Below are 25,099 nucleotides of genomic sequence, written 5' to 3' on the forward strand. Positions count from 1 at the left end.
TTTCGCGTTTTATGCGCTTTCGTTCGCGGGCATTCCGGTTTTGCCAATGTCGTCGAGCTTCTGTTGCAGCGACATCCGGTCAAGGGAGGCGAAAGGCAGGCTCATGAAAATTGAAATCCGGTTGCGCAGCATGCGGTAGGCATCGGCGAAGGCAAGGCGGATTTCGGCCTCGGTTCCGGTGGCACTTGCCGGATCGGGTACGCCCCAATGCGCGGTCATCGGGGAGCCGGGGAAAATCGGGCAGCTTTCCTTTGCCGTCTGGTCACAGACCGTAAAGATGAAGTCGAATTTGATTTCGTCCTGCGCGGAATAGACTTCCATCGGCTTGGAGGAAAAGACAGACGGATCATCGCCCAGACTTTTGAGAAGGTCGATTGTATAGGGATGCAGATTGCCGCGCGGATGTGCCCCGGCGCTATAGGCATGAAAATGCCCTGCGCCTTCACGGTTCATGATGGCCTCGGCCATGATGGAACGTGCGGAATTCCCCTGACACAGGAACAGGATGTTATAGGTACCGCCAGTCATGATGATGTCTCCGTCCGGTTATGCCGGTTTGGCGTTTCAACAGCAGGTCGAGGTCGATGTTTCGCCGGAAACCGCGATGCCGCAAAGTTCCGGGCGGCCCTGACAGCAATCATCGGCAAGAAATCCCAAAAGATCACGCATAACATCGGGGACGATCCGATAGATGATCGACCGGCCGTTGCGTTGCGATGTGATCAGTCCGGCCTGGCTTAGAACCGACAGATGGGTGGACATGGTGTTGTGCGGGACCGCAATGCTGCGTGCGAGGTCGCCTGCGGCCATGCCGTCTTCGCCCACGCGCACCAGAATCCTGAATGCTGCCAGACGGTGTTCCTGTGCCAGTGCGCCAAGGGCGCTGATTGCTGTATTTATTTCCATATGTCGGGAAATATTGACATATTATGCAGAAGTCAAATGACGAATTTGTTTCAGCGATGGATGCGATCATGCCCGATATGACGATTTCACGGTGGCACGCGCGCCAAAAATCAGTACAGTGCGCGCCAACCCGAAATCATGATCAATGGATGAACCATGCCGACGATCGACGAGCAGGTATCGCGCCGCCGTACCTTTGCCATCATTGCCCACCCGGATGCGGGTAAAACGACACTGACTGAAAAGCTGCTGCTTTTCGGGGGTGCCATTCAGATGGCCGGTGCGGTGAAGGCGAAAAAGGAACAGCGTGGCGCACGTTCGGACTTCATGAAGATCGAACAGGACCGCGGTATTTCGGTTTCGTCCGCCGTCATGACGTTCGAGTTTGAAAAGAACATCTTCAACCTGCTCGATACGCCGGGCCACGAAGACTTTTCCGAAGATACATACCGCGTTCTGACCGCAGTTGATTCTGCCGTCATGGTGATTGATGGTGCCAAGGGGATCGAGGCCCAGACGCGCAAGCTGTTTGAGGTCTGCCGTCTGCGCGATGTGCCGATCACGACCTTTGTTAACAAGCTTGACCGTGAATCGCGTGATTTCTTTGAACTGATTGATCAGATCGAACGTGACCTTGCGCTTGATGTGTCGCCGGTGACATGGCCGATTGGATCGGGCCGGGATTTCCATGGCTGTTACGATCTGGTCAATGATCAGCTTCTGTTCATGGAAAAAGGCGGCAATGTCGTCAAGGAAGCCATTCCGATCAAGGGGCTTGATGATCCGAAGCTTGATGAACTGATCCCCGATTACCTTCTGGAGAAGCTGCGCGAAGAAGTCGAAATGGTGCGCGAAATCTGCCCGCCATTTGATTTGCAAAGCTACCGCGAGGGGCATCTGACGCCGGTCTTCTTTGGCTCGGCGGTCAATAACTTTGGTGTGCGTGAATTGCTGCGCGGACTTGGCGATATCGCACCGACCCCGCGCCCGCAGGAAGCGGCAACGCGCCTTGTCGAAGCCAACGAGACAAAGGTTTCGGGCTTTGTGTTCAAGGTGCAGGCCAATATCGACCCGAACCATCGTGACCGCATTGCGTTCATTCGCCTGTGTTCCGGCCATTTCAAACGCGGCATGAAATTGAAGCACGTGCGCGCGGGCAAACAGATGGCGGTGCATAACCCGATGCTGTTCTTTGCCAATGAACGCGACATTGCCGAAGAAGCTTGGCCGGGCGATATCATCGGCATTCCGAACCACGGCACATTGCGCATCGGCGATACCCTGACCGAGGGCGAAGACCTTCGTTTCCGGGGTGTTCCGGCCTTTGCCCCGGAATTGTTGCAGAAGGTGCGCCTTGATGACCCGCTGAAGGGCAAACATCTTCAGCGTGCGCTTGAACAGCTTGCCGAAGAAGGCGCATCACAGGTGTTCAAGCCGATGATGGGGGCGGACTGGATCGTTGGTGTGGTCGGGCAGCTTCAGTTCGAGGTTCTGAAAGAACGTATTGCCGCCGAATACGGCATCAAGGTGCATTTCGAACCAACCCCGGCCTATGCCGCGCGCTGGGTGATGGGCAGCGATCCGCTGGAAATCAAGAAATTCCGCGATGCCAACCAGTCGGCCCTGTTCGAGGATCACGACGAAACGCTGGTGTTTATCGCGCGCAATGCCTGGCATCTTGAAACCACGCAACGCGATTGGCCGAACCTGAAATTCGAAGCCACGCGCGAGCAGAATATGGTTGCGGCGTAAAACGGGACGCAATCGGGATAGCAAAAAGGCCGCCCTTAAAATTTCGGGGGGCCTTTTTGTTTGTCTATTGTTGTGTGTGGTCAGCCGAGGAAATACCGCCCCGCCGCGACAAGAACCATGCCCGCGACCATCGCGGCAAACAGGTTGCGCACGACAATCATCGTAATCACGGTGGCGGCGGCACCGGCGATGCCGATGGGCCCGGCGGACAGGGCGCTTGGCACCCAGACGGAAATCAGGACCGCACCCGGAAGGCGTTCAAGTACATGTGCCCAGCGACCGTGTTGCGGCAGGCGGTCGGCCATCAGAAGGCCGCCAAGGCGCATGCCGTAAGTCACGGCGGCCATGCCAAGGATGGTCAGGACCGAGGCGGTGCTGAAGGTGGTCAGATCAGGGAAACTCATCATTTGCCGGCCTCCGTCGAATAGGTGCCTTCGGGGGCGCCATAAGCATCTGCTGCTATTTCAGTTTCGGGTGCTGTATCGTCCATGTCCTCGCGCCATGTCAGGGCGGCGACAATCACCCCGGCCCCGGCCCCGGCAAGGATCGACCATGTGCCGGGCAAGGTGTAATGCCCGATCAAAGATCCGATAGCGGCGGCCAGCCACGGCAGAAGATCAACCCGGCCCTTCCACATGCCGACCGTGAGTGCGGCAAAGACCGCGGTAAAGGCGAAATCAAGCGCATAGACATTCGGGTCGGGTATGCCCCCGCCCAGCAGATATCCGATGGTGTTGCCCGCCGCCCAGACAACGCCAAGAAAAATCCCGCCGCCCAGCAGGAAGCCCGGATTGGCAAGGTTTTCCTGGGTCATGGTGACGGCCCAGTTTTCATCGGCGACCATATGCATGCCGCAGATTTTGACCCAGAGCGGACGGCCACGAAACACCGGGCGCAGCGACGCGCCAATCAGGACATAGCGCAGATTGATCACCGCGGTGGCGACAATGATCGTCACACTGGGGATGGTTTCGCGCCACAGATCGACCGAAACGAATTGCGCCGATCCGGCAAAGACCGTGAGGCTCATGAACAGAAGTTCACCCAGCGACAGACCGCGCTGGGTGGCGAGCACGCCAAGCACCGCACCAAAGATCATGGTGCTGGGCAGCAGGGGCAGACAGGCGATGGCACCGCGTCTTATGGTGTCGGCATCGAAATGCCGGGTCGGGGCAGATCCGGGGCGAGACATCTTGTGCGTTTCCGTTTTTTATCGCTGGTGGCGACTTATGACTATTGGTGGTGGGCGAGGAGCCTGCCCTTAATCTAGGGAAGTTCCAAACAGGAATATTGGACGATATTGCTGTTTCGCAATCTTGGCCGAGGGCGATGCGGCACAAAACGCTTTAGCGGGATTTTTTGGCTGTGGGGGGAAGTCCCGCGATGAAGGCACCGGGGCTGACACCCCACATGGTTTTGAAATGACGGTTGAGGTGGCTTTGATCGGCATAGCCGGTGGCCGCCGCGACATCGGCGATGCCAAATCCGTCAAACAGCATCCGTTTTGCCCGGCGCAGACGCATGTGATTGAAATAGGTGTGGGGTGGCAAGCCGGTGGCATGGCGGAAGACGCGGAGCAGGTGAAAGCGGCTGAGCCCGGTCAGGCTTGCCAGTTCATCAAGCGATATGTTGGCATCAAGGTGGTCGGCCATATAGTCGATGACCGCACGCACACGTTTGTCTTCGGAGCCCGGTTGATAGGAAAAGGGCGGCGCATCGGCATGGCGAAGGGCGAGGCGGGCGGCACTGTATAAAAGCTGGCTGTCACGTTCGAGCAGGGTTGCTGACTGATCAAGGTCGGGGCGGAACATGCGGTGCAGGGATTGCAGTTGCAGATGCAGTTCCGGGTCATCGACCACATGATTGCCAAAAAACGGCAGCCCGGTACTGTTGGGGGAGAGTTCGGCCACCAGATCGCCAAAGATTTCAGGCGCGATAAACATGATCTGATACTGGTAACCGTCATCGGATGCCGGGCCGCCGTCATGGACCTGCATCGGGTTCATCATCAGCAATTGACCACGTTTGGCGACATAGTTGGTGCCGCCGGTCATGAATTGTTCGGCCCCGTTCAGGATGGTGCCGAACGCATAATAATCATGACTGTGTTTGGGAAAGGAAAACCGTTTGTAATCGGCTTCGAACAAATCAATGCCGTCTGCCGCCCGCCAGTGACGGGCGACTTCGCGGGAAGGGTTTGATTTCCGTGCGCCGCGCGACGGATCATGTCGAAGTGAATGCGCCATGGCGCAAGTATAAACATCCGATGGCCTTTCGGCTTGGACAATATTGTCACCGATACATTTGCCGGTTTTGCCGGTTTGATCGACCAGAAACGAATCGGTAAACAGAGTGTAAATTTTGCCCGAAAGGGCCGCGGACATACGGATATGGTGCGCCTGAACGATGGTATAGAGTGCTTTCGTGTCGGGGATTTTGCGGCGCGGCAAATGTTCGAATGAACATTCAAAAGTCCCCATCTGTCCGTGTTGGCATAGACAAATGCGGATTTCATCTAACTGTTACAAAAACGACGGGAAACTCGGGTTAGAGACACGGGAAATATGTCCCCCATTCCGGATCATTGGAGATCCCATGTTTCTTGACCGTATTCGTATCGGTTACCGCATTTTTGCGGGGTTTCTTGCGCTTGTCATCATGCTGATCGGGTTAAGCGCCCTTTCATCATGGTATCTGCTGGGTTTTGGTGGTCATGCGGACCGTATTGCCAAAAGCACCCAGCTTGTCGGGCTTGCAAACGAATATGCGTTGAAGCTTGAACGGTTGTCGAACCAGGTTCTGCTGTTTGCCCAGACGGTTGACCCGCTGGACCGCGAAGGTATTGCGACAATTCGTGAAAGTGCAGAAGCCAGTGGTGCCGCGCTGATTGGTCAGCTTCGCGCCGAGGGCGATACCGAAAAAGCCGACGCGCTTGAAAGCCTGAATGCGGAATATATCGCAACCCTGGAGCCGCTTGTCCTGCGTGCCGAGAATTTGACGGCGGCGTCCGATACCATGCTGCTTGGTGCGCATCAGCTTGGCAAGTCGGCAGGCGAGCTGGTGGATTTCATCAGCAAACGTGATCCGGCATTGGCGGAAAAATATGCTGATAAACTTGGTGCCGCCAACCTGAGCGCAATTGTGAACAATCTGCAATATGCGATCCTGCGGACACCTGAATCGCTTGATACGGCTCGTACGCAAACCTCGGCGTTGACCGATCTTCAGGAAGAAATCAAAGGCTCGGTCGATGGGTTGAAACGCGCGGATAAAAAGCTGTTTTCCTATGCGATCCGCGATAATGACCTTTTAAAGCAGGGTGCGAACCAGCTTGAAGGGTCGATCGCGGGGTTCCGTCAGTCGATGGATGACTTCAAATCCGCCGTTCGCGAAGTTCAGGCAATTACCCAGAATATCCGCGAGGAAGCGGTTGCCGGTCAGAACATGCTGGTCGAGGCGGCGCATAGCGAGTCCGAAAGCAAGGCGATCACCAATATGGTGGTGGCCGGGATCGGGGCGCTGATTGCCTTTGGTCTGGCGATTGGCATCGCACTTAGCATTCTGCGTCCATTGGGACGTGTGAATGGCGATATGACGCGGTTGAGCGAAAACAATACCGATATCGATCTGGTTGATTTCAATCGCGGTGATGAATTTGGCGCGATGTCACGCACGGTGGCGATTTTCCGCGAAAATGCCCTTAAGATCGAACAGATGGCCGAGGAACGCATCGCCCTTCAGCGCGAGGAAGAGGAAAAACGCCGGGCGTCGCTGGGCGCGATGGCCGAAACCATCGAAGGCGAAACCGCCGGGCTTGTCCAATCCGTCACCCATCAGGTCACAAGGATGCGGGACGCGGTTGGCGAAGTGGCCGCCGCCGCAGAACGTGTGACAGGCCAGACCGAAATGGCAACCAGTGCGGCCACGCAAAGCCAGTCGCACGCCCATTCGATCAGCGAGGCGGCGACACGGTTGTCCGATGCCATCGGATCGATTGCCAACCGGGTGGATCGGCAGCGCGCCATTGCGCAGAATGCGGTTAGTTCGACCAAGCAATCCGCCGAGGCGGTCGATGACCTTCGCGAAGTGGCAACCAGTATCGAGCAGATTGTCGATCTGATCCGCGGGATTGCCGGGCAGACCAACCTTCTGGCGCTGAACGCGACCATCGAGGCCGCACGCGCGGGCGAAGCGGGCAAAGGATTTGCCGTGGTGGCCGCCGAGGTCAAGAACCTTGCAGGCCAGACGGCACAGGCAACCGAACAGATCACCGCCCATGTCAGTGCGATGGGCAATGTGACGGATCGTTGTGTGCGGTCGATGGAAGAGGTCGGTGTGACCGTGCGCGACATGATGTCGATTTCCGAAGAAGTGGCAGGTGACGTCGAACATCAGCGCCGCGAGACAGAGGAAATCAGCCTTGCGATTGCATCAGCGAGCGATGCGGCCCTTCATGTCAGCAACGCCATCCAGGAGGTATCGCGCGATATCGAGGTCACGCGGAAACTGAGCGTTGATCTGACCCGTCGCGCCGATGAGGTTGACCGTAATGTGACGGAACTTTCGGGGTCCCTTGACCGGGCGGTGGAATCGGCCGCCAGCGACGAAAGCCGCGATGATGGCAGCGATGCCAATGATGCCGACATCGTCGAAAAGGACGCGCAATCCAATCTTGTTGATTTTCCGGCGCAGTATATGCGCGGGGCGGCCTGAACCAGACGGTTTTCGCCGTTTTTGACAACGGATTTCATGGTTGATGAGCCAAAAGCCTGTGCAGATCATGCACGGGCTTTTGTGCTTTTGGGACGGCGGGAGTGATCCGGATCGGTTGAAGGAGCCTATTACCTGATGAGTACAAGTTGCGACATTTCTGATACAATTTTACGGTCGCTGCCCCTGGGGAACTAAAGTAAGTTCTATAGTCTTGAATTCAAGACATATTCAGCGATGTCTTTGTATCTTTCCAGAACACACAAGAACGGGCATTTGATGTCACGCACAGGTAGGCTAGCCGTATTTCTGTTGATTATTGCCGCAGTCGGGGGCGGCTGGTTTGCCTATGACAAAGGGATGCTGCCCTTTGTTGCATCAAAAAGCCAAACCGAAGGCGATGCTGCAAAGCGCACCGGCAACCCGGCGCTGCCGGTGATTGCCGAATATGCCAGCATCATGGAAGAAAAGACGGTTGTTGAAGCCGTTGGAACCGGCCGGTCAACATTGGGTGTTTCGATTTATCCGGCGGTTTCGGGCGAAGTCAGTGATGTTCTGTTTCATGCCGGTGAAAATGTATCGCGCGGGCAGGTTTTGCTGATCCTTGATTCGGATCGCGAACGGCTGGCGCGGGATCTGGCGTCCGTGCAGGTCAAGGATGCCAAGCAGCTTCTGGATCGTTACGAGCAGGCAAGGCCGCTTGGCGCGGTATCGGCAAGCGAGGTTGATGCGGCACGCACCGCTCTTGCCGAGGCGCGCATCCGGCTCGATCAGGCGGAAGTGGACCTGGCCGACCGGACCATTCTGGCACCGTTCAACGGCACGGTTGGTATTCCGCAGGTGGAGCCGGGCGACCGTGTGGACAGTTCCACATTGATCGCGACACTGGATAACGTTGAAAGTGTTCTGGTGGATTTCGAGGTTCCCGAAACCCGGTTTGACAATGTGAAGATCGGCCAGTCGCTTCGGGTTGAGACTTGGAGCCTTCCGGGGGAGTGGTTTGAAGGCACGGTCGATTCCATCGCCAGCCGTATTGATGCGGAAAGCCGCACCTTCAAGGTGCGTGCACGCATTCCGAACCCGACCGGGCGGCTTTTGTCGGGCATGTCCTTTGCGGTTTATGTCGATATCGAAGGTAAAACCTATCCGTCGGTGCCGGAAATTTCGGTTTTGTGGGGCGATGGCGGCACCTATATCTGGCGGATCAAGGATGACAAGGTCGAACGTGTTCCGGTCCGCGTCGTAAAGCGGACACAGGGGCGTATCCTGCTTGAGGGGCCGATTGCCAAGGGTGATCTGATTGTGGTCGAAGGCGTGCTTCGCCTGCGGCCCGGCCGGGATGTGGCGGCAACCATCCGTGGTGGCGATGAAACCGGCGTTGCGCAGCGCAACGGCACCGGCGAAGGGTCGTAACATGCAGGACGGAAATCAGAACGAAAACCAGAATGATCTGGCGTCACTCAGCATCCGTCGCCCTGTTCTTATTTCCGTGGTGTCGCTTCTGATCATTCTGGCGGGCCTTGCGGCGATGCTCGGCGTTGAAATTCGTGAACTGCCCAACGTCGATCAGCCGACCGTGACGGTTTATGCGACCTATGACGGGGCTTCGCCCGAAACGGTTGATGCCGAGGTGACCAGTATCCTAGAAGGGGCGGCATCGCGGGTCAGCGGTGTCAAACGCATCAGTTCCAACAGCGAAGAAGCCACGTCGCGGGTTCGGGTTGAATTTTATCCCGACATTGAAATCAATGACGCCGCCAATGACATCCGCGAGGCGGTCAGCCGCGCGTCAAGAAGCCTTCCGGACGAGGTCGAGGATGTCCGCGTGGTCAAGGCCGATGCCGATGCCAGCGCGATCATGCGCCTTGCCGTGGTCAGCAACCGCCTGACCGAGGAAGAGCTTGCCAATATCGTGGATGACCAGATCAGCCCGGCGCTGCTTTCGGTGCCTGGTGTGGCCGAAATCACCGTCAATGGCGAACGCGAGAAGGTTTTGCATGTCCGGGTCGATCCGCTGCGTCTGGCCAGTTACGGTTTTTCGGTTCAGGACGTTGCGGATGTCCTGAAAACCGCCAAGTTCGACATTCCCGCCGGCAGTTTTGATTCCAGTGATCAGAAGCTTTTTGTCCGTGCCGATGCGTCGGTCTGGGAGGTCGAAGACGTCAAACAGATGTTTATCCGCAATCAGGTCCGGCTGGGCGATGTGGCGGATGTCTATTACGGGCCCGATGATGCAACCTCCTATGTGCGTCTGGATGGCCGGACCGTGATCGGGCTTGGCGTCGTGCGCCAGGCGCAATCGAACACGATTGCGATATCGGACGGCATTCGGGACGTCGCCGAACGCCTGAACAATCAGTACGACGATATCAATGTTTTCGTGAATTCCGACGATGCGGTGTTTATCGAAGGCGCGCTTTGGGAAGTTCTGAACAGTCTGGCGCTGGCGATTATCATCGTGATCGGCGTGCTTTATCTGTTCCTGCGGTCCTTTACCGCGACGCTGATTCCGACGGTGACCATTCCGATTGCGCTGGTCGGGACGGTGGCCGCGATCTGGATGATGGGCTTTTCGATCAATATCCTGACATTGCTGGCCCTTGTTCTGGCAACGGGGATGATTGTCGATGATGCGATTGTGGTTCTGGAAAATATCCAGCGCCGCCGTCATCAGGGATTGGGATCAATGGCGGCCGCGGTTCTGGGCACGCGGCAGGTGTTTTTTGCGGTGATTGCCACCACCCTGACGCTGGTATCGGTGTTCGTGCCGATTTCGTTTTTGCCGAGCACGGCGGGGCGGCTTTTCAGGGAATTCGGTTTCGTGCTGGCGTTTTCGGTGGCGGTGTCGTCGTTTGTGGCACTGTCGCTTTGTCCGATGCTGGCGTCGCGCTTAAAGCATATTGACCCGCATGACGGGGACAAGGATGCCAAGCCGAACTTTTTGGAACGGGTCGGGTTTTACTGTTCGGGGATTTACAAAAACATTCTTGAATGGGTTTTGCGGTTCCCGCTGATTACCCTGATCGTGTCGATCTTTGCCGGTGTGCTGGCCTTTGGGGTTTATAACAGCGTCACGCAGGAACTTCTGCCCGACGAGGATCGCGGCCGTATTCTGGTGTCGCTGCGCGGGCCGGACGGGGTTGGCATTGATTACATGGACCGGCAGGTTGAAACGGTTGAAAACATCCTGCGTCCGATTGTCGAGGCCGGCGATGCCTATAACATCTATACGATTGTCGGTCTTTGGGACCCGAACCGTGCGCTGGTGATTGCGCCCCTGGTGCCGTGGGATGAACGCAGCCGCAGCCAGCAGGAAATCACCGGTTCGATCCGTGGGGCGCTTAATGCACTGCCCGGTGTGCAGGCCTTTGTCTATCAGCCCAACAGCCTTGGGCTTCGCGGCGGGACCGGCGAAGGATTTGAATTTGCCCTGACCGGGACGAATTACCGCACATTGGCGGCGAATGCGCGCGCCATGCAGCAGGAGCTTGAGGCGAATTATCCGCAGTTTGTCGGGCTTCGGGTTTCCTATCAGACGACACAGCCGCAATTGCTGGTCAATATTGACCGGCAGCGGGCATCCGACCTTGGCATTCCGATCGAAAGCCTTGATACGACGCTGCGTGCGATGATCGAGGGATATGAAGTTACCGAGATTACGGTCGATGATGAAAACATCCCGGTCAAACTGCGCAGCAGTGCGGGCAGCATCAATGATCCGTCGGATCTGGAGAATCTGTTTGTCAGCAACCGGGATGGTCGTATTTTACCGCTATCTTCGGTGATCAATCTGAGCGAAGAGGCGGTGGCATCGGAACTGGATCGCGAGGGACAGCAGCGCGCAGTCAAGATTTCGGGCAACCTTGCGCCGGGATATACGTTGCAGCAGGCAGTGGTCGATATTGATCAGGTCGGTGACAAGGTCCTGCCGCCCGGGGTGAATGTTCTGTTCCTGGGCGATGCGGCGACACTGGGCGAAACATCGCATGATGTGCAGATCACCTTCCTGATTGCGGTTCTTGTGGTGTTGCTGGTTCTCGCCGCACAGTTTGAAAGCTTCATGTCTGCCCTTGTCGTGGTTCTGACCGTTCCGTTCGGTCTGGCGGCGGCGATTTATGCGCTGGGCATCAGTGGCACGTCGATCAATATCTATAGCCAGATCGGGTTGGTGATGCTGGTCGGGCTTATGGCCAAGAACGGTATTCTTGTTGTCGAATTTGCCGACCAGTTGCGCGATGCAGGGAAATCCGTGCGCGAAGCGGTGCATGATGCGGCGATGATCCGCCTGCGCCCGATCATGATGACAATGATTTCAACCGTTCTGGGTGGTTTGCCGCTTGTGCTCGGCACCGGGGCCGGGGCCGAGGCGCGTGCCGCGATTGGCTGGGTGGTGTTTGGCGGGCTTGGTTTTGCGACGGTCTTTACCCTGTTCTTAACACCGGTTTTATACCTTTTGCTGGCGCCGCTGGTGTCAGCCCGTGCCGATGGCGGCAAGAAACTGCAAAGCCAGTTGCGGGCTGCGGAAAGCATCCCGGACAAGGGCGAGGTCGAAGGAAGTGCCAGCTAGAATGTCTGTAAAACGTCTTTCAATCTGTTGTGCCCTGCCGCTTATGATCGGACTTTCGGCCTGTCAGACGGTCGGCCCGGATTATGTTGCGCCGAAATTTGATCTTGTCGGGGCCTATACCCCGGCAGTACCGGTGATCGCCGCCAATCAGGCCGATCATGGCCGTTGGTGGGAAAGTACGCGTGATCCGGTTCTTTCTGAGCTGATTGCGCTTGGACTTGCCAATAACCTTGATTTGCGGATAGCGGCCAGCCGGATCGAAGAAGCCCGGGCGGTGGCGCGCGGTATTTCGGGGGCAAATGGCATCGAGGTCGGTGCCAGTGTTAACGGCGATGCCGAACGCGGCACATCGTCGCGCGAACGCGGCAGCCAGACCACCGATATCGGATACGGGGCCGGGATTGATTTTTCATGGACGGCGGATGTCTGGGGCGGGCAGCAGCGCGAGGACGAAGTCGCGTTGGCGGATTATCTGGAACAGGTTTATTTGCGCGAAGACGTTTACCTGACGGTGATTGCCGATATCGTACGCAACTATATCGAGCTGCGCGGCACGCAGAAACGCCAGGAATTGCTGCGCAGTTCGCTTGATCTGCAACGTCAGACCAGCAACATCGTTGAGGTCCGGATGCAGACGGGGCTGGCGTCCGAACTTGATCTTTCGCGCGCGCGCGCCGAGGTTTCCGATATTGAGGCGACATTGCCGACATTGCAGACCGATATTGATCGGTCGATCAATGCGATTGGAATCCTTCTGGGGGCGCAGCCGGGAAGCTATCGCGACCGTCTGGTCGATGTGCAGCCCCTGCCGGAATTTGACAGTGCGCCGCCGATTGGCATTCCAGCCGACCTTTTGCGCCGTCGCCCCGATGTCCGCGCGGCAGAACTTTCACTGATTTCCGCCACCGCCGAAATCGGGGTTCAGACCGCCGATCTTTATCCTGAATTGACGCTGGACGGGTCACTTGCCCTTGGGGCGACGGGGTATGGCACCGGGCCGATTGTCCGTACCGCAATGGCCGCCATCGGGGCGCTGATTGATGCGACGCTTTATGATGGCGGTGCCAGACAGGCCGATATCGATGTTGCCGAACAACAGGCGCAGCAGGCATTTTATGGCTATCAGCAGACGCTTCTGGTCGCCATTCAGGATGTTGAAAGTGCGATTTACGGCTATGTCGGGGCGGTCCAGCAACGCAATTCCCTGATTTCATCGGTGCAGTATCACCGTCAGGCGTTCGAGCAGTCGCGGGTGCGATATGTTCAGGGGCTTTCCAACTTCCTTGATGTGCTTGATTCTCAGCGCACCCTGACGCAGTCGCAGCAGGACCTGGCGGATGCGGAAACCGATCTGGAACTGGAAACCATCAATCTTTATGCCGCGGTCGGACTTAGCGTTGATGATGTCGAACGTTATGCTGACAAGGCCGGGATTGACATGAATAATGGCTAGCGCCGCCAAACATCTGTAATAACGCTGATTTCCATAAGCTGTTGCTTGTTTTCGCCGCCAGTTCGGCCTAGGTCTTGGGTATCGTGAACCGGGGAAGAAAATGACGGGCGATCTGTTTGCCAATGAGCCACCACACAATCTGCTGCCCTTTGATGGGGAGGCATTGCTGCTGCGTGAAGTCATGGCGGCAAATGATGCGGATCGTGCGTTTGAACGGCTGTTAAGCGGCATCGTCTGGCAACAGGAAATTGCTAGGCTGATGGGGCGTGAAATTGCCGTGCCGCGATTGACGGCATGGTATGGCGATGTGGCCTATCGTTATAGCGGTGTCTATCACCCGGCATCGCCTTTTCCGAAAATCGTCGCCCCACTTCGCGATCTGGCGGAAGAAAAATCCGGTGCGTCGTTTAACACGGTTCTTCTGAACCAGTATCGTGACGGGCGCGACAGCGTTGCATGGCATGCCGATGACGAGGATGTGCTGGGCGAAAATCCGGTCATTGCCAGCCTGTCATTTGGTGAGGAACGCCGGTTCCATTTCCGGCACAAGAAAACCGGGGATCGGGTCAGTGTCGATCTGCCGCATAATTCGTTGCTGATCATGCGGGGCGCGACACAGCATCACTGGTTACATCAGATTCCCAAAACCGCGCGCCAGATCGGACCGCGGATTAATCTGACATTCCGTCATACCGCGCCGGAAAACAAGGTGCGCGGTCGATGAGTTCGGGGGGCTCTGAAAAAAGCCGCCCCGGTCAGGGCGGCTTGAAGTCAGCAATTCGAGATTGCCGGGAAAACCGTCAACACCAGGGTGCAAACGGACAAACATATCGGCTGTTGCGCAATCGGTGCATGCAAGAATGAATCGATTCAATGAATGCAGTGTGGCGGTCCGAAAGGGGTTCTGTCAATATCGGGATGAACCGATTCAAAAAAATGTCACGTGATTGCCGGTTAATCCGTAAGCCGGGGTGAATGAAGGGGAGACATCGCAAGCATGGCAGAACGGGTACGTCTTCTGGATGTGGCCAAGGCGGCCGGGGTATCGCAAGGCACGGCATCGAATGCCTTTGGCAAGCCTGATCTGGTCCGCAAGGAAGTCCGGGAACGCATTCTGGAAGTTGCCAGGGAGCTTGGCTATCGCGGGCCGCATGTGATGGCGCGGATGCTGCGTACCGGCAAGGCCGGGGCGCTTGGCGTGGTGTTTCCCGATAACCTTGAATATGCGTTCAGTGATCCGGTGGCGATTGAGCTTCTGCGCGGTGTCGGGCGGGAATGTGCCCGTCAGGCGGTCAATATGATGATCATTTCCGCCGAAAACCCCGAACAGGCGATTACCGCGATCAACAATGCGGCGGTTGATGCCTTTCTGGTGCATTGTTATTCCGATGACAATGACATCATTTCCGCCATTCAGCGCCGCAACCAGCCGCTGGTCTGCATTGATACCGATATTGCCGGGGCGGCGGGCACCGTGGTGCTGGATGATTTTGCCGGGGCGGAAATGGCGGCCCAGCATTTGATTGATTGCGGCGCACGCAGGTTTGCCATCCTGTCATTACAGGCCAACAAGGCGGAAAATTTCGGCCCGATGAATGCCAAGCGCCGCGGGGCGGTCAGCCACCGTGTGGTGCGCGAACGGCTTGGCGGATATCACGCGGCCCTTAAAAAGGCGGGGATCGCGATCGAGGATATCGTCCATATCGAATGCGAAAACATGTCATCGCACAGTGCCGAAATGGTCGAAACCATGTTACGCGACCACCCGAAAATTGACGGCATTCTGGCGATGTCCGATGTGATTGCCATCGGGGCACTTGATGGTGCACGCGCGAGCGGGCGCAAAATCCCCGATGATATTAAGGTGATTGGCTTTGACGGAATCGCGGAGGGCGAACGCACCGACCCGCCATTATCGAGCATCCGCCAGGATTCCGTTGAAAAGGGGCGTCTGGCCGCCGAAATGGCGCTTGGCGAAACGCAGGGCGACAACAACCGCGTGCTTGAAACCAGCCTGCTTGTCAGGGGATCGACGCGTTAAGCCGAAAGTGCCGGGTAGCAGTGGCAATCGGTGGTGTGGTCCATCACAAGGCCGGTGGCCTGCATGAAGGAATAGATGATTGTCGTGCCGACAAACTTCATGCCGCGTTTTTTGAGGTCCTTGGACAGGGCGTCGCTGAGTTCCGTCGATACGGGCACGTCGGACATGGCTTTCCAGTGGTTGATGATGGGTTTGCCGCCGATGAAATCCCAGATATAGGCATCGAAGCTGCCAAATTCCTTCTGGATTTCGATGAAGGCCTTGGCGTTCAGGATGCTTGCCGCGACCTTGGCCCGGTTGCGGATGATGCCGGGATCGGCCAGAAGTGTTTGTTGTTTGGCCTCGTCATATTTCGCGATCTTATGGACATCAAAATTGTCATAGGCCGCGCGATAGGTATCGCGCCGCGCAAGGATCGTCAGCCAGCTTAAACCGGCCTGCGCGCCTTCGAGGATCAGCATTTCGAAAAAATGCCGGTCATCATGAACCGGAACGCCCCATTCCTGATCGTGGTAATCGACGTAAAACGGCTTGTCGAGATGGGTTTCGGCCCATTTGCAACGGGGGAGCGTGTTTGCCGACATGGTCGATCCTTCTTTGTCATTTGATGGCGGGGCATTGTTGGATGGGATCGGCGGGCCTTGCAAGCCTGATGACTTTATCCTGACATTTCTCCTGACAGAAATTGTCGGGGCGGGGATGTTCTCGAACCATTTTGGCGAAAAGGTCGTGCCAAAATCGCGCAATGTCTGGTGAAGCATGTCACATCATGTGGAAAACTTGATGAAAGCATCGGAAAATAGGTGCTCTGTGCTTGCGCCCGGAGCCAAGGCCGACTAGGTTTTGCAGCGTGTTAACACAATTCCGATCAGATCGGCCCGATCTGGACCGACTGCTACAAGGAGCGGCGATGCTGGCGATTTTTTGGCTTATTGACACCGTTATCGGTATCTACATTTTCATGCTGATTGCGTCGGCAATCCTGTCATGGCTTGTGGCATTTGACGTGATCAATTCCAGCAACCGGTTCGTTTATATGGTTGGCGATTTCCTCTATCGGATTACCGAACCGGCATTACGACCGATCCGCCGGATCATTCCGAATCTGGGCGGCATTGATATTTCGCCGATCATCCTGATCCTGATCCTGCAGTTTGCCAATATGCTGATCCAGACAGACGTGCGCGCGGCGTTGCTGGGTTACTAAGCCCGCAGATGGGTAAACCGTTCTGCGAGAAGCTTTCGGATGGTACCGGCATCAAGGTGTTTTTGCGACTGACGCCAAAGGCTTCGCGAAATGCGATTGCCGGGGTGGGCGTTGATGGCAACGGGCAGCAGCAGGTCAGGACGACGGTTACGGCGGTGCCTGAAAATGGCAAGGCGAATACAGCCCTGATAAAGCTTTTGGCAAAAACGGCCAAATGGCCTAAATCGTCAGTCGAAATTGTTGCCGGACATACGGACCGCAACAAGGTGCTGGAAATTTCAGGCGATCCGGACGCACTGATTGCGCAACTTCTTGAATTGACGGGCGGACAAGACATATGAGCGACGCAAAAATCATCGACGGCAAAGCATTCGCAGCCAAATTGCGCGGCGACATCGCAGCAGAAGTGGCCAAGATCAAAGATGCGCACGGCATCACGCCGGGTCTTGCAGTTATTCTGGTCGGTGAAGACCCGGCAAGCCAGGTCTATGTCCGTAACAAGGGCAAGCAGACCCTTGAATGCGGCATGAACTCGTATGAGCACAAGCTTTCCGCCGATACGTCGCAGGAAGATCTTCTGGCGCTGATCGCCAAGCTGAATGCTGATCCGAATGTGCATGGCATTCTGTGCCAGTTGCCGGTGCCCAACCATATCGACGATCAGGCGATCCTTGCGGCCATCGATCCGGCCAAGGATGTTGACGGCTTCCATGTCGTCAATGCCGGTGCGCTGGCAACCGGGGGCGAGGGATTTGCGCCCTGTACGCCTTATGGTTGCCTGATGCTGCTTAAGGACACGCTTGGTGATCTTTCGGGGATGCGGGCGGTGGTTGTTGGCCGGTCCAACATTGTGGGCAAGCCGATGGCGCAGTTGCTTCTGAAAGAAAGCTGCACGGTGACCATCGCGCATTCGCGCACCCGCGATTTGCCTGAAGAAGTCCGCCGTGCCGACATCGTCGTTGCCGCCGTGGGCCGCCCGAACATGATCAAGGGCGACTGGATCGCGCCCGGTGCCACCGTGATTGATGTCGGCATCAACCGCGTCGAAGGGGCCGAGGGCAAGATGAAGCTGGTTGGCGATGTCGAATTTGAAACCGCATCCAAAGTCGCCGGGGCGATCACCCCGGTCCCGGGTGGTGTCGGCCCGATGACGATTGCGTGTTTGCTCAACAACACCCTGATTTCGGCGTGTCGTGCCAACGGCCTTGCGGTGCCGAACCTTGGCTTTGAGTAAGAATAACGGTTTGTGCTTATCGTTAGAAAATCGTTGATTTTAACTATCAGATGAAGTACATTATCTAAGAGCCCTGCTTTCGGCGAACCCTTTAGTTCCACTAGAGGAATTATTAGTTGATCGTGGGGCTCATTTTCCCCCTCTCTTAGTCCTTGTACGGTCAACCTCATGGTCACTGGGAATGAAAAGCCAGTGCCGATAAGATTGATGCCATCTGTCAGTTTCTCCGTTAGGGGTTCCTGTTGATATTCCGATATTGAATCCGGGGTAAATTCCCCGAATTCTGCGTGAGATGCATTTAAATACTCGCTCCTTGGACCTCGTGCGTTTCCCGCGTACTCTTTGACCCTGCGGAACTACTTTATGCATGTCATTTAGTCGAAATTGCATAGATCCCAAAATCAAGTCCAGCCCTTGCATTATGACATGCTCGTGAGATTTTACATCTGTAATGTCTTCTCTTAGAATCATTACATTGGCACGTTTGAATACTGGAAAATGGCATAGTGTATGTAAGTAGTCCTTGAAGTCAGAAAACTTCTGAGCTGTGTCAGGTATGTCGTCTAAATAAATTCGCACATTAACGTCATCTAATGCCTCTGGGTTGCAGTACCTTAGGCCAAATGAATGTTTTATTAGCTGATAATATAGAAGAAAATATTGATTGTCGATCTGATGCTCGGTAAGTCCTTTTGGGTTGTACATGTTTTGGGTGAACATGATTCTAATCTTTATAAGGTCTTTCTCTATCAAGTCGAAAAATCTGTTAATAAAATTAATATATTTCTCTTCATAGTTCTCTGTGATTTTAGTCCATTTAAGTTCGCCGAATAGGTTGTTTCGTTCCTTTTCCTCGTTGAGAATTTCATTTACAGCATCTCGTCTTTTTTCCTCTAAAAGAGCTCCACCGTAGAAGTGAGAATAGTATCGCCCTTTCTCGGCTGACTCATCACAATATATTACATAACTCTGTCGCGGCATTCGGCAATCTCTCTAAAACCCAAGAGTAAACTCTACTATAACGGGAATTGGATGCTGTAGCATGGTTTTATTTTTCGTTACAACGGCCAAACCCACAACAACATTGGCACCCCAACCGCCACCACGATGATTTCAATCGGCAGGCCGAGCCGCCAGTAATCACCAAAGCGGAAGCCGCCAGGGCCGAGGATGAGCGTGTTGTTCTGATGGCCAATCGGGGTCAGGAAGGCGCAGGATGCGCCGATGGCGACCGCCATCAGGAAGGCGTCGGGATTGGCGTCGAGTTGCGCGGCACTGCCAATTGCAATCGGGCACATGACGGCCGCCGTGGCGGCATTGTTCATGAAATCCGAGAGCGTCATGGTGATGATCAGGATCAGGCCAAGGGCGATGATGGCATTCCCCTGTGCGACCCAGTTTAACAGGAAGCGGGCAATCAGATCGGCCGTGCCGGTGGTTTCCATGGCATTTGCCACCGGGATCAGGGCGGCAAGCAGGACAATCACCGGCCAGTCCACCGCGTCATAGACATTGCGCGGTGCGACCACGCGCGTCACCATGGCGATCAGAACCCCGATGGCAAAGGCAACGGCAGCGGGCATGACGCCAAAGGCGGCGGCACCGATGGCCGCGGCCATGATGCCCGTGGCCTTTAGCGCCTGTGCATTGTCGGGGATGCGAAGCGCGCGTTGCGCCAGCGGCACACAGCCAAGGCGCGATGCAAAATCATGAATGGCTTCGGGCGGACCTTGCATCAAAAGCACGTCGCCGGCCTTCATTGACATGGTACGCAACCGCGCCATCGAGCGTTGCCCCTGCCGCGACACCGCCAAAAGGTTTACGCCATACCGGGTGCGCAGATGGATATCGGTGGCGGACCGGCCGATAAAGCCGGAGTTCGGCAAAATCGCCAGTTCCATAAGCGCAATGTCATCGGACTGGATCGCGCCGCGGCGGCCATCATCGGACTTTTGCGTATCGGTTTCGGGCGTGTCGGCTTTCTTTTCGGCCTTTGCTGATTTGGTGGCAATTGTCTTTGTATTTTTGGCTTCCGGGGCTTCCGGTGCATCCGTATCGTCTTTATCTTCCGGTTGTTCCGCCGCCTTTGCCTGTGCCTCCAGATCGCGTAATTCTTCCTCAAGCTTCAAATCAAGGGCGGACAGGGCAATGGCCAGTGCTTCGGGGTCGGCTTCGATGATCAGGATGTCGTTTTCATAAAGTTCGCGAAACGGATTGGGGGCGGGAATGCGTTTTTCGTTGCGGATCAGGCCAATGACCTGCGCGTCGCCTTTTTCAAGTTCGCGGTTTACATCGCGTAGCATCATGCCAATCGCCTTGCTGCCCGCGGCAATGCGTGCCTCGGTCAGGTAGGAGCCGGTTTCAAAGCCCTCCGCCCCGGCGCGTTCGCGGGTGGGGACAAGCCAGCGGCCAAACACCATGACGAAAATCAGACCGGCGGCGGCAACAACAATCCCGACCGGGGTATAATCAAACATGGTAAAGCCGCCGTCGCCGGCCTCGGCCCGGAAACCGGCGACAATCAGGTTGGGCGGGGTACCGATCAGGGTGGTCATGCCGCCGAGGATCGACCCGAAGGCCAGCGGCATCAGGATTTTACCCGGTGGCAGGTTCTGTTTGGCGGCGATTTGCAGGGCGACGGGCATCAAAAGGGCCAGCGCGCCGACATTGTTCATGAAGGCCGACAGGATCGCGGCCAGCAGGCTGAGTGCGGCCATGGTCACGACCGGACCGGCCGATTGCGGCAATACGGTCCGGGTCAGGTTATCGACCGCGCCCGATTGCTGGAGTGCCGATGACAGGATCAGGATACAGGCAACGGTGATCACCGCCGGGTGGCCGAAGCCCTGAAACGCATTATCGATTGGCACCAGACCGACCACCACACAGCACAGCAGCGACCCCATCGCGACCATGTCATGACGCCAGCGGCCCCACAGGAACATGACGACGGTTCCGACAAGAATGGCAAGGATCAGGATTTGTTTGAGTTCCATGGATGCCTGTCTGGTTGCGTTATCGGGTTGAGAACATGGTCAGCACGGACTGACCGGGAGCGAAGAACGATCCAACTCACTGAAATGTTCCTGCAACCTCCTGACATAATTGTCAGGAGGGTATGATACCATCACACTGTTTTTATTTGCGATTTTTCAAAGGCCACCATGATTAACGACAAAGCCGCGATTTCCGTATCCGCCCGGCAGGCGCGCAATCTGGCTCTTGCCGCACAGGGGTTTGATCAGGACGAAAGCCGCCCGGTGACGAAGCGCCGGATCATGAAAGCCATCCGCCAGACCGGCATGTTACAGGTCGACAGTGTCAATGTTCTGACGCGTGCGCATTACATGCCGGTCTTTTCGCGGCTTGGCGTTTATGACCCGGCGGACCTTGATCAACTGAGCTGGGGCAACTCCCGGCAGCGGCGATTGTTTGAATATTGGGGCCACGAGGCATCGATGATCCCGGTTGAGGATTACGGGCTTTATCGATGGCGCATGGCGGATGCCGCCGAGGGCAAAGGCACCTGGGGGCAGATCGCCAAAATGATCCGTGATCATCCTGAATTTGTGCGCAGCATTCTGGACCGGATCGAAAAGGAAGGGGCACTTGCCGCCAGTGATCTGGAACAGGAAGGCGCATCAAGTTCGAAATGGTGGGGATGGTCGAAAACCAAAACCGCGATGGAATTCCTGTTCTGGAGCGGGCAGGTGATGGCGCGCAAACGGCGCACCAGTTTCGAGCGGGTTTATGACCTGCCCGAACGGATCATCGGCCCGGAGGCGCTTGAACCGCCAATGCCACGTGCCGAGGCCCAGCGTGCCCTGATCCGCAACGGGATTGCCGCGATGGGGATCGCGACGGAGGCCGACCTTCGGAAGTATTTCCGCCTGCCGACCGACGATGCCAAGGCGCGCGTTGCCGAAATGGTCGAGGACGGTACGTTGTTGCAGGCGAATGTCGAGGGCTGGAAACAGCCGGGATATTTGTGCCCGCATGTCAACCCGCGGTGCCGTGCCAAACCGACCGCCTTGATGGTACCGTTTGATCCGATCATGTGGGAACGCGACCGGGTGGAACGGATTTTCGGTTTCAATTACCGGATCGAAATCTATGTTCCGGCGGAAAAACGGCAATATGGCTATTACGTTCTGCCGTTCATGCAGAACGGCGAATTTGTTGCCCGTGTTGATTTGAAGGCAGATCGGCAGGAAGGGGTTCTTCGGGTGCAGAGCGCACATCTGGAAGACGGGTGTGATGCGGTAACTGTTGCGGGCGATCTGATGATGCATCTGTCACGTCTGGCGCGGTTTCTGGGGCTTTCGGGTGTTGTCGTTGTCCCGTACAATCCGTTTTCGGTGTATCTTGGCCGACAAAATCAAGGCTGAAAAGGTGAACGGGGCGAAGGTCCCACAACCACGCCCCGTTCTACCATAGTCCTGACCTGATCGCAGAAGCTTCAGGACAATGCGATCAACAGTTTTACCTGTGCCTTACCAGCAGGTATAACCCCCATCAGCCAGGACAATGGAGCCGGTCATCAGGCTGGACGCGTCGGATGCCAGGAACAGCACAACCGATCCGATTTCCTCGGTCAGGCCAAGGCGGGCCATCGGGGTGCCATTGATCCAGGCGTCATACATGTCCGGCTTGGATTTCACGAATTCATTTAACGGGGTTGCGATATAGGTCGGTGCAACCGCATTGACGCGCACGCCACGCCCGCCCCATTCGGCAGCCAGCGATTTGGTCAGATGATGCACGGCGGCCTTGGATGCGTTGTAATAGGCCTGTTCCTGCGGTTTGTTGACAATGAAGCCCGACATGGAGCCGACATTGACGATCACCCCATTTTTCTTGGCCAGCATCTGTTTGCCAAATTCGCGGCAGCACCAGAATGTGCCGTTCAGGTTGACGTCAATGACGTTGAGCCAATGTTCATCGGTGACGGTTTCGGCCGGGGTTTCGGAACGTGCGATACCGGCATTGTTGACCAGAATGTCAACGCCGCCTTCACGGCCCATTTTTTCGGCACTGGTGCGAACCTGATCGGTGTTGGTGACGTCCATGATGTCGATATCGGCGGTGTAACCCTTTGATTTCAGGTAATCACGGCCTTCTTCGGCGACGCCTTCGCTGATGTCACCGATAATGACATGCGCGCCTGCTTCTGCCAGTGCCTCGCAGCATGACAGGCCAATTGCGCGACCGCCCCCGGTGACATAGGCGCGGCGTCCGGTAAGATCGAACTTTTTGAGATACATTTTGGTCTCACATTCTTGTGGTGGTCAGGCTGGGTCGCATGGCGTATGGGGCAATGCGATCCGGTTTTTTGAAAGTCTCAGGGGTTTCCAAGAGCGATACCGTTCGCATCAAAACGATGGATGCGGTCCTGTTCCGGGGTCAGCCAGATTTTGTCATGTTCGCCCAGCGGCACTTCGCCGGTTGCGCGCACCGTCATCGGGCCAAAGCCGTCGGCATTGACGTGCAGATAGGTTTCGGCACCAAGATGTTCGGCAATCTTGACGGTTGCGGGAAGATCGCCGCTTTCGGTACTGACGGCGACATGTTCGGGGCGAATGCCGACTTCGTGGCAGTCATATTTTCGGGCGTAGTCGCCACCGAGGAAGTTCATTTTCGGCGACCCGATAAAGCCCGCGACAAACTTGTTGGCGGGATTGTTATACAGTTCCATCGGTTTGCCGACCTGCTCCACCCGGCCTGCCTGCAACACGACGATCTTGTCGGCCATGGTCATGGCTTCGACCTGATCGTGGGTCACGTAAATCATCGTGGTCTTCAGTTCCTGATGAAGGCCGGTGATTTCAAGGCGCATATTGACGCGAAGGGCGGCATCAAGGTTTGACAACGGTTCGTCAAACAGGAAGGCCGCCGGGTTACGCACAATCGCACGACCGATTGCGACACGCTGGCGCTGCCCCCCGGAAAGCGCGCCGGGGCGGCGTTCCAGATAATCGGTCAGGTTCAGGATTTTGGCCGCGTTCTGAACTTTTTCTTCAATCACGGCCTTGCTTTCCCCGGCCATTTTCAGGCCAAAGGCAATGTTGTTATAGACCGTCATGTGCGGATAAAGCGCATATGACTGAAACACCATCGAAAGACCGCGTTTTGCCGGTGCCTCGTTGGCGACGTCGGTACCGTTGATCAGGATTTTGCCATCAGTGACGTCTTCAAGGCCCGCGATCAGGCGCAGCAAAGTGGATTTGCCACAGCCCGACGGGCCGACAAAGACAACAAATTCACCATCATTGATATCAAGGTCCACACCCGGAATAACATCCAGCGTTCCGAAGGTTTTCTTGACTTTTTCCAGTCGGATAGCACCCATTTCGGTGTTCCTTCTTGTTGAATTTCGATCAGGCGGCGGTTACTTGACCGCGCCAAATGTCAGGCCACGAACAAGCTGTTTCTGCGAGAACCAGCCGATGATAAGGATCGGCGCAACCGCCATCGTCGATGCGGCTGAAAGCTTTGCCCAGAACAGCCCTTCGGGGCTGGAATAGGAGGCAATGAAAGCGGTCAGCGGGGCAGCATCGGCGGTGGTCAGGTTCAGGGTCCAGAAAGCTTCGTTCCAGGCCAGGATGATGTTGAGCAGCATGGTCGATGCCATGCCCGGAACCGCCATTGGCAACAGCACAAAGATGATTTCCTTGGGCAGGGTGGCACCATCCATGCGGGCCGCTTCAAGGATGTCGGACGGGATTTCCTTGAAATAGGTGTAAAGCATCCAGACCATGATCGGCAGGTTCATCAGGAACAGAACCATGATCAGACCGAACCGGGTATCGAGCAGGCCCCAGTCACGAAACACCAGATAGATCGGGACCAATACGCCAACTGGCGGCATCATCTTGGTCGACAGCATCCAGAGCAGGGCATCCTTGGTCCGTTTGGTCGGATTGAAGGCCATCGCCCATGCACAGGGCACGGCAAAAAGCAGACCCACCAGGGTAGAGCCAACCGACAGGATGACCGAATTCATGGCGAACCGGAAATAATCGGACCGTGCCTGTACCTCGGCGTAGTTTTCCAGCGTCCAGTCAAACGACATGAAGCTTGGCGGGATCGATACGGCTTCAAGTTCGGTCTTGAAGCTGGTCAGGACCATCCAGAAAATCGGGAAGAAGATCAGAAGTCCGACAATCCAGGCAAAGATCGAAAAACCGATATGGCCAAGGGCTGTTTGTTTGTTTTCCATCTCGTGTCCC

At 56.2% G+C, this 25,099-nt stretch carries 23 protein-coding genes; 12 read left to right on the top strand and 11 right to left on the bottom strand.

Annotated features, from left to right (window positions below):
• Positions 1-9 precede the first annotated feature (9 nt).
• Together TH3_RS01520 and TH3_RS01525 are read right to left on the bottom strand one after the other, a co-directional pair.
• A complete protein-coding gene (locus tag TH3_RS01520; RefSeq protein ID WP_007089168.1) occupies positions 10-528 on the bottom strand; it encodes an arsenate reductase ArsC in 519 nt (172 codons plus the stop codon).
• 36 nt (positions 529-564) lie between these two features.
• The gene (locus TH3_RS01525) at positions 565-906 is read right to left on the bottom strand and encodes an ArsR/SmtB family transcription factor (RefSeq protein WP_007089167.1); all 342 of its coding nucleotides are present in this window, start codon (positions 904-906) and stop codon (positions 565-567) included.
• A 156-nt stretch (positions 907-1,062) separates the two neighbouring features.
• On the opposite strand from TH3_RS01525, the gene TH3_RS01530 reads away from it, so the two are divergent.
• On the top strand, positions 1,063-2,658 hold the full coding sequence (locus TH3_RS01530) for a peptide chain release factor 3 (RefSeq protein WP_007089166.1): 1,596 nt from the start codon (positions 1,063-1,065) through the stop codon (positions 2,656-2,658).
• Positions 2,659-2,738: 80 nt separating this feature from the next.
• On the opposite strand, the gene TH3_RS01535 is transcribed toward TH3_RS01530, so the two are convergent.
• The 3 genes from TH3_RS01535 to TH3_RS01545 all read right to left on the bottom strand — a co-directional run bounded on the left by TH3_RS01535 (position 2,739) and on the right by TH3_RS01545 (position 5,138).
• Positions 2,739-3,065 (bottom strand): AzlD family protein, encoded by a 327-nt coding sequence (locus tag TH3_RS01535; RefSeq protein WP_007089165.1) that lies wholly within the window; start codon positions 3,063-3,065, stop codon positions 2,739-2,741.
• Positions 3,062-3,850, bottom strand: a complete 789-nt coding sequence (locus TH3_RS01540) for an AzlC family ABC transporter permease (protein WP_007089164.1) — start codon at positions 3,848-3,850, stop codon at positions 3,062-3,064. The genes TH3_RS01535 and TH3_RS01540 overlap by 4 nt, the downstream gene beginning before the upstream one ends.
• A gap of 154 nt (positions 3,851-4,004) precedes the next feature.
• On the bottom strand, positions 4,005-5,138 hold the full coding sequence (locus TH3_RS01545) for an AraC family transcriptional regulator (protein ID WP_007089163.1): 1,134 nt from the start codon (positions 5,136-5,138) through the stop codon (positions 4,005-4,007).
• A 115-nt stretch (positions 5,139-5,253) separates the two neighbouring features.
• Between TH3_RS01545 and TH3_RS01550 the strand changes: the two genes are divergently transcribed.
• From TH3_RS01550 to TH3_RS01575, 6 genes are all read left to right on the top strand, one after another.
• Positions 5,254-7,371 (top strand): methyl-accepting chemotaxis protein, encoded by a 2,118-nt coding sequence (locus TH3_RS01550; protein ID WP_007089162.1) that lies wholly within the window; start codon positions 5,254-5,256, stop codon positions 7,369-7,371.
• Between the two features lie 276 nt (positions 7,372-7,647).
• Positions 7,648-8,781 carry an efflux RND transporter periplasmic adaptor subunit gene (locus TH3_RS01555; protein ID WP_040059432.1) on the top strand — a complete coding sequence of 378 codons (1,134 nt, stop codon included), beginning with the start codon at positions 7,648-7,650 and terminating at the stop codon, positions 8,779-8,781.
• A 1-nt stretch (position 8,782) separates the two neighbouring features.
• Positions 8,783-11,935: an efflux RND transporter permease subunit gene (locus TH3_RS01560; RefSeq protein ID WP_040060398.1), complete on the top strand. Its 3,153-nt coding sequence runs from the start codon at positions 8,783-8,785 to the stop codon at positions 11,933-11,935.
• A gap of 1 nt (position 11,936) precedes the next feature.
• Positions 11,937-13,388 carry an efflux transporter outer membrane subunit gene (locus tag TH3_RS01565; protein WP_007089159.1) on the top strand — a complete coding sequence of 484 codons (1,452 nt, stop codon included), beginning with the start codon at positions 11,937-11,939 and terminating at the stop codon, positions 13,386-13,388.
• A 100-nt stretch (positions 13,389-13,488) separates the two neighbouring features.
• Positions 13,489-14,112, top strand: a complete 624-nt coding sequence (locus TH3_RS01570) for an alpha-ketoglutarate-dependent dioxygenase AlkB family protein (protein WP_007089158.1) — start codon at positions 13,489-13,491, stop codon at positions 14,110-14,112.
• Positions 14,113-14,385: 273 nt separating this feature from the next.
• Positions 14,386-15,429 carry a LacI family DNA-binding transcriptional regulator gene (locus tag TH3_RS01575; protein WP_007089157.1) on the top strand — a complete coding sequence of 348 codons (1,044 nt, stop codon included), beginning with the start codon at positions 14,386-14,388 and terminating at the stop codon, positions 15,427-15,429.
• Here the strand turns inward: TH3_RS01575 and TH3_RS01580 are convergent.
• The gene (locus tag TH3_RS01580) at positions 15,426-16,013 is read right to left on the bottom strand and encodes a DNA-3-methyladenine glycosylase I (protein WP_007089156.1); all 588 of its coding nucleotides are present in this window, start codon (positions 16,011-16,013) and stop codon (positions 15,426-15,428) included. The two genes, TH3_RS01575 and TH3_RS01580, sit on opposite strands and share 4 nt — an antisense overlap.
• On the opposite strand from TH3_RS01580, the gene TH3_RS23000 reads away from it, so the two are divergent.
• The 4 genes from TH3_RS23000 to folD all read left to right on the top strand — a co-directional run bounded on the left by TH3_RS23000 (position 16,012) and on the right by folD (position 17,870).
• Positions 16,012-16,185 carry a hypothetical protein gene (locus TH3_RS23000; protein ID WP_167710543.1) on the top strand — a complete coding sequence of 58 codons (174 nt, stop codon included), beginning with the start codon at positions 16,012-16,014 and terminating at the stop codon, positions 16,183-16,185. The genes TH3_RS01580 and TH3_RS23000 overlap by 2 nt on opposite strands.
• Before the next feature lie 154 nt (positions 16,186-16,339).
• Entirely contained in the window at positions 16,340-16,636 is a 297-nt protein-coding gene (locus TH3_RS01585; RefSeq protein ID WP_007089155.1) for a YggT family protein, read from the top strand.
• Between the two features lie 8 nt (positions 16,637-16,644).
• A complete protein-coding gene (locus TH3_RS01590; protein WP_007089154.1) occupies positions 16,645-16,977 on the top strand; it encodes a DUF167 family protein in 333 nt (110 codons plus the stop codon).
• Complete coding sequence (gene folD / locus TH3_RS01595) at positions 16,974-17,870, top strand: bifunctional methylenetetrahydrofolate dehydrogenase/methenyltetrahydrofolate cyclohydrolase FolD (RefSeq protein WP_007089153.1); 897 nt, start codon at positions 16,974-16,976, stop codon at positions 17,868-17,870. Before TH3_RS01590 ends, folD begins: the two co-directional genes overlap by 4 nt.
• Before the next feature lie 129 nt (positions 17,871-17,999).
• Here folD and TH3_RS01600 read toward each other — a convergent pair whose 3' ends face one another.
• Both TH3_RS01600 and TH3_RS01605 read right to left on the bottom strand, forming a co-directional pair.
• Entirely contained in the window at positions 18,000-18,851 is an 852-nt protein-coding gene (locus tag TH3_RS01600) for a DUF3800 domain-containing protein (RefSeq protein WP_007089152.1), read from the bottom strand.
• 77 nt (positions 18,852-18,928) lie between these two features.
• Positions 18,929-20,866 (bottom strand): SLC13 family permease, encoded by a 1,938-nt coding sequence (locus tag TH3_RS01605; protein ID WP_007089151.1) that lies wholly within the window; start codon positions 20,864-20,866, stop codon positions 18,929-18,931.
• A 168-nt stretch (positions 20,867-21,034) separates the two neighbouring features.
• On the opposite strand from TH3_RS01605, the gene TH3_RS01610 reads away from it, so the two are divergent.
• Positions 21,035-22,258, top strand: coding sequence for a winged helix-turn-helix domain-containing protein (locus TH3_RS01610; RefSeq protein ID WP_007089150.1), 1,224 nt, complete (start codon positions 21,035-21,037; stop codon positions 22,256-22,258).
• Positions 22,259-22,363: 105 nt separating this feature from the next.
• Here TH3_RS01610 and TH3_RS01615 read toward each other — a convergent pair whose 3' ends face one another.
• From TH3_RS01615 to TH3_RS01625, 3 genes are all read right to left on the bottom strand, one after another.
• Positions 22,364-23,134, bottom strand: a complete 771-nt coding sequence (locus tag TH3_RS01615; RefSeq protein WP_007089149.1) for an SDR family NAD(P)-dependent oxidoreductase — start codon at positions 23,132-23,134, stop codon at positions 22,364-22,366.
• Between the two features lie 77 nt (positions 23,135-23,211).
• Positions 23,212-24,219, bottom strand: coding sequence for an ABC transporter ATP-binding protein (locus tag TH3_RS01620; protein ID WP_007089148.1), 1,008 nt, complete (start codon positions 24,217-24,219; stop codon positions 23,212-23,214).
• Between the two features lie 39 nt (positions 24,220-24,258).
• A complete protein-coding gene (locus tag TH3_RS01625) occupies positions 24,259-25,089 on the bottom strand; it encodes a carbohydrate ABC transporter permease (RefSeq protein WP_007089147.1) in 831 nt (276 codons plus the stop codon).
• Positions 25,090-25,099: the final 10 nt, after the last annotated feature.

Source organism: Thalassospira xiamenensis M-5 = DSM 17429, assembly GCF_000300235.2.
GTDB classification, from domain to species: domain Bacteria; phylum Pseudomonadota; class Alphaproteobacteria; order Rhodospirillales; family Thalassospiraceae; genus Thalassospira; species Thalassospira xiamenensis.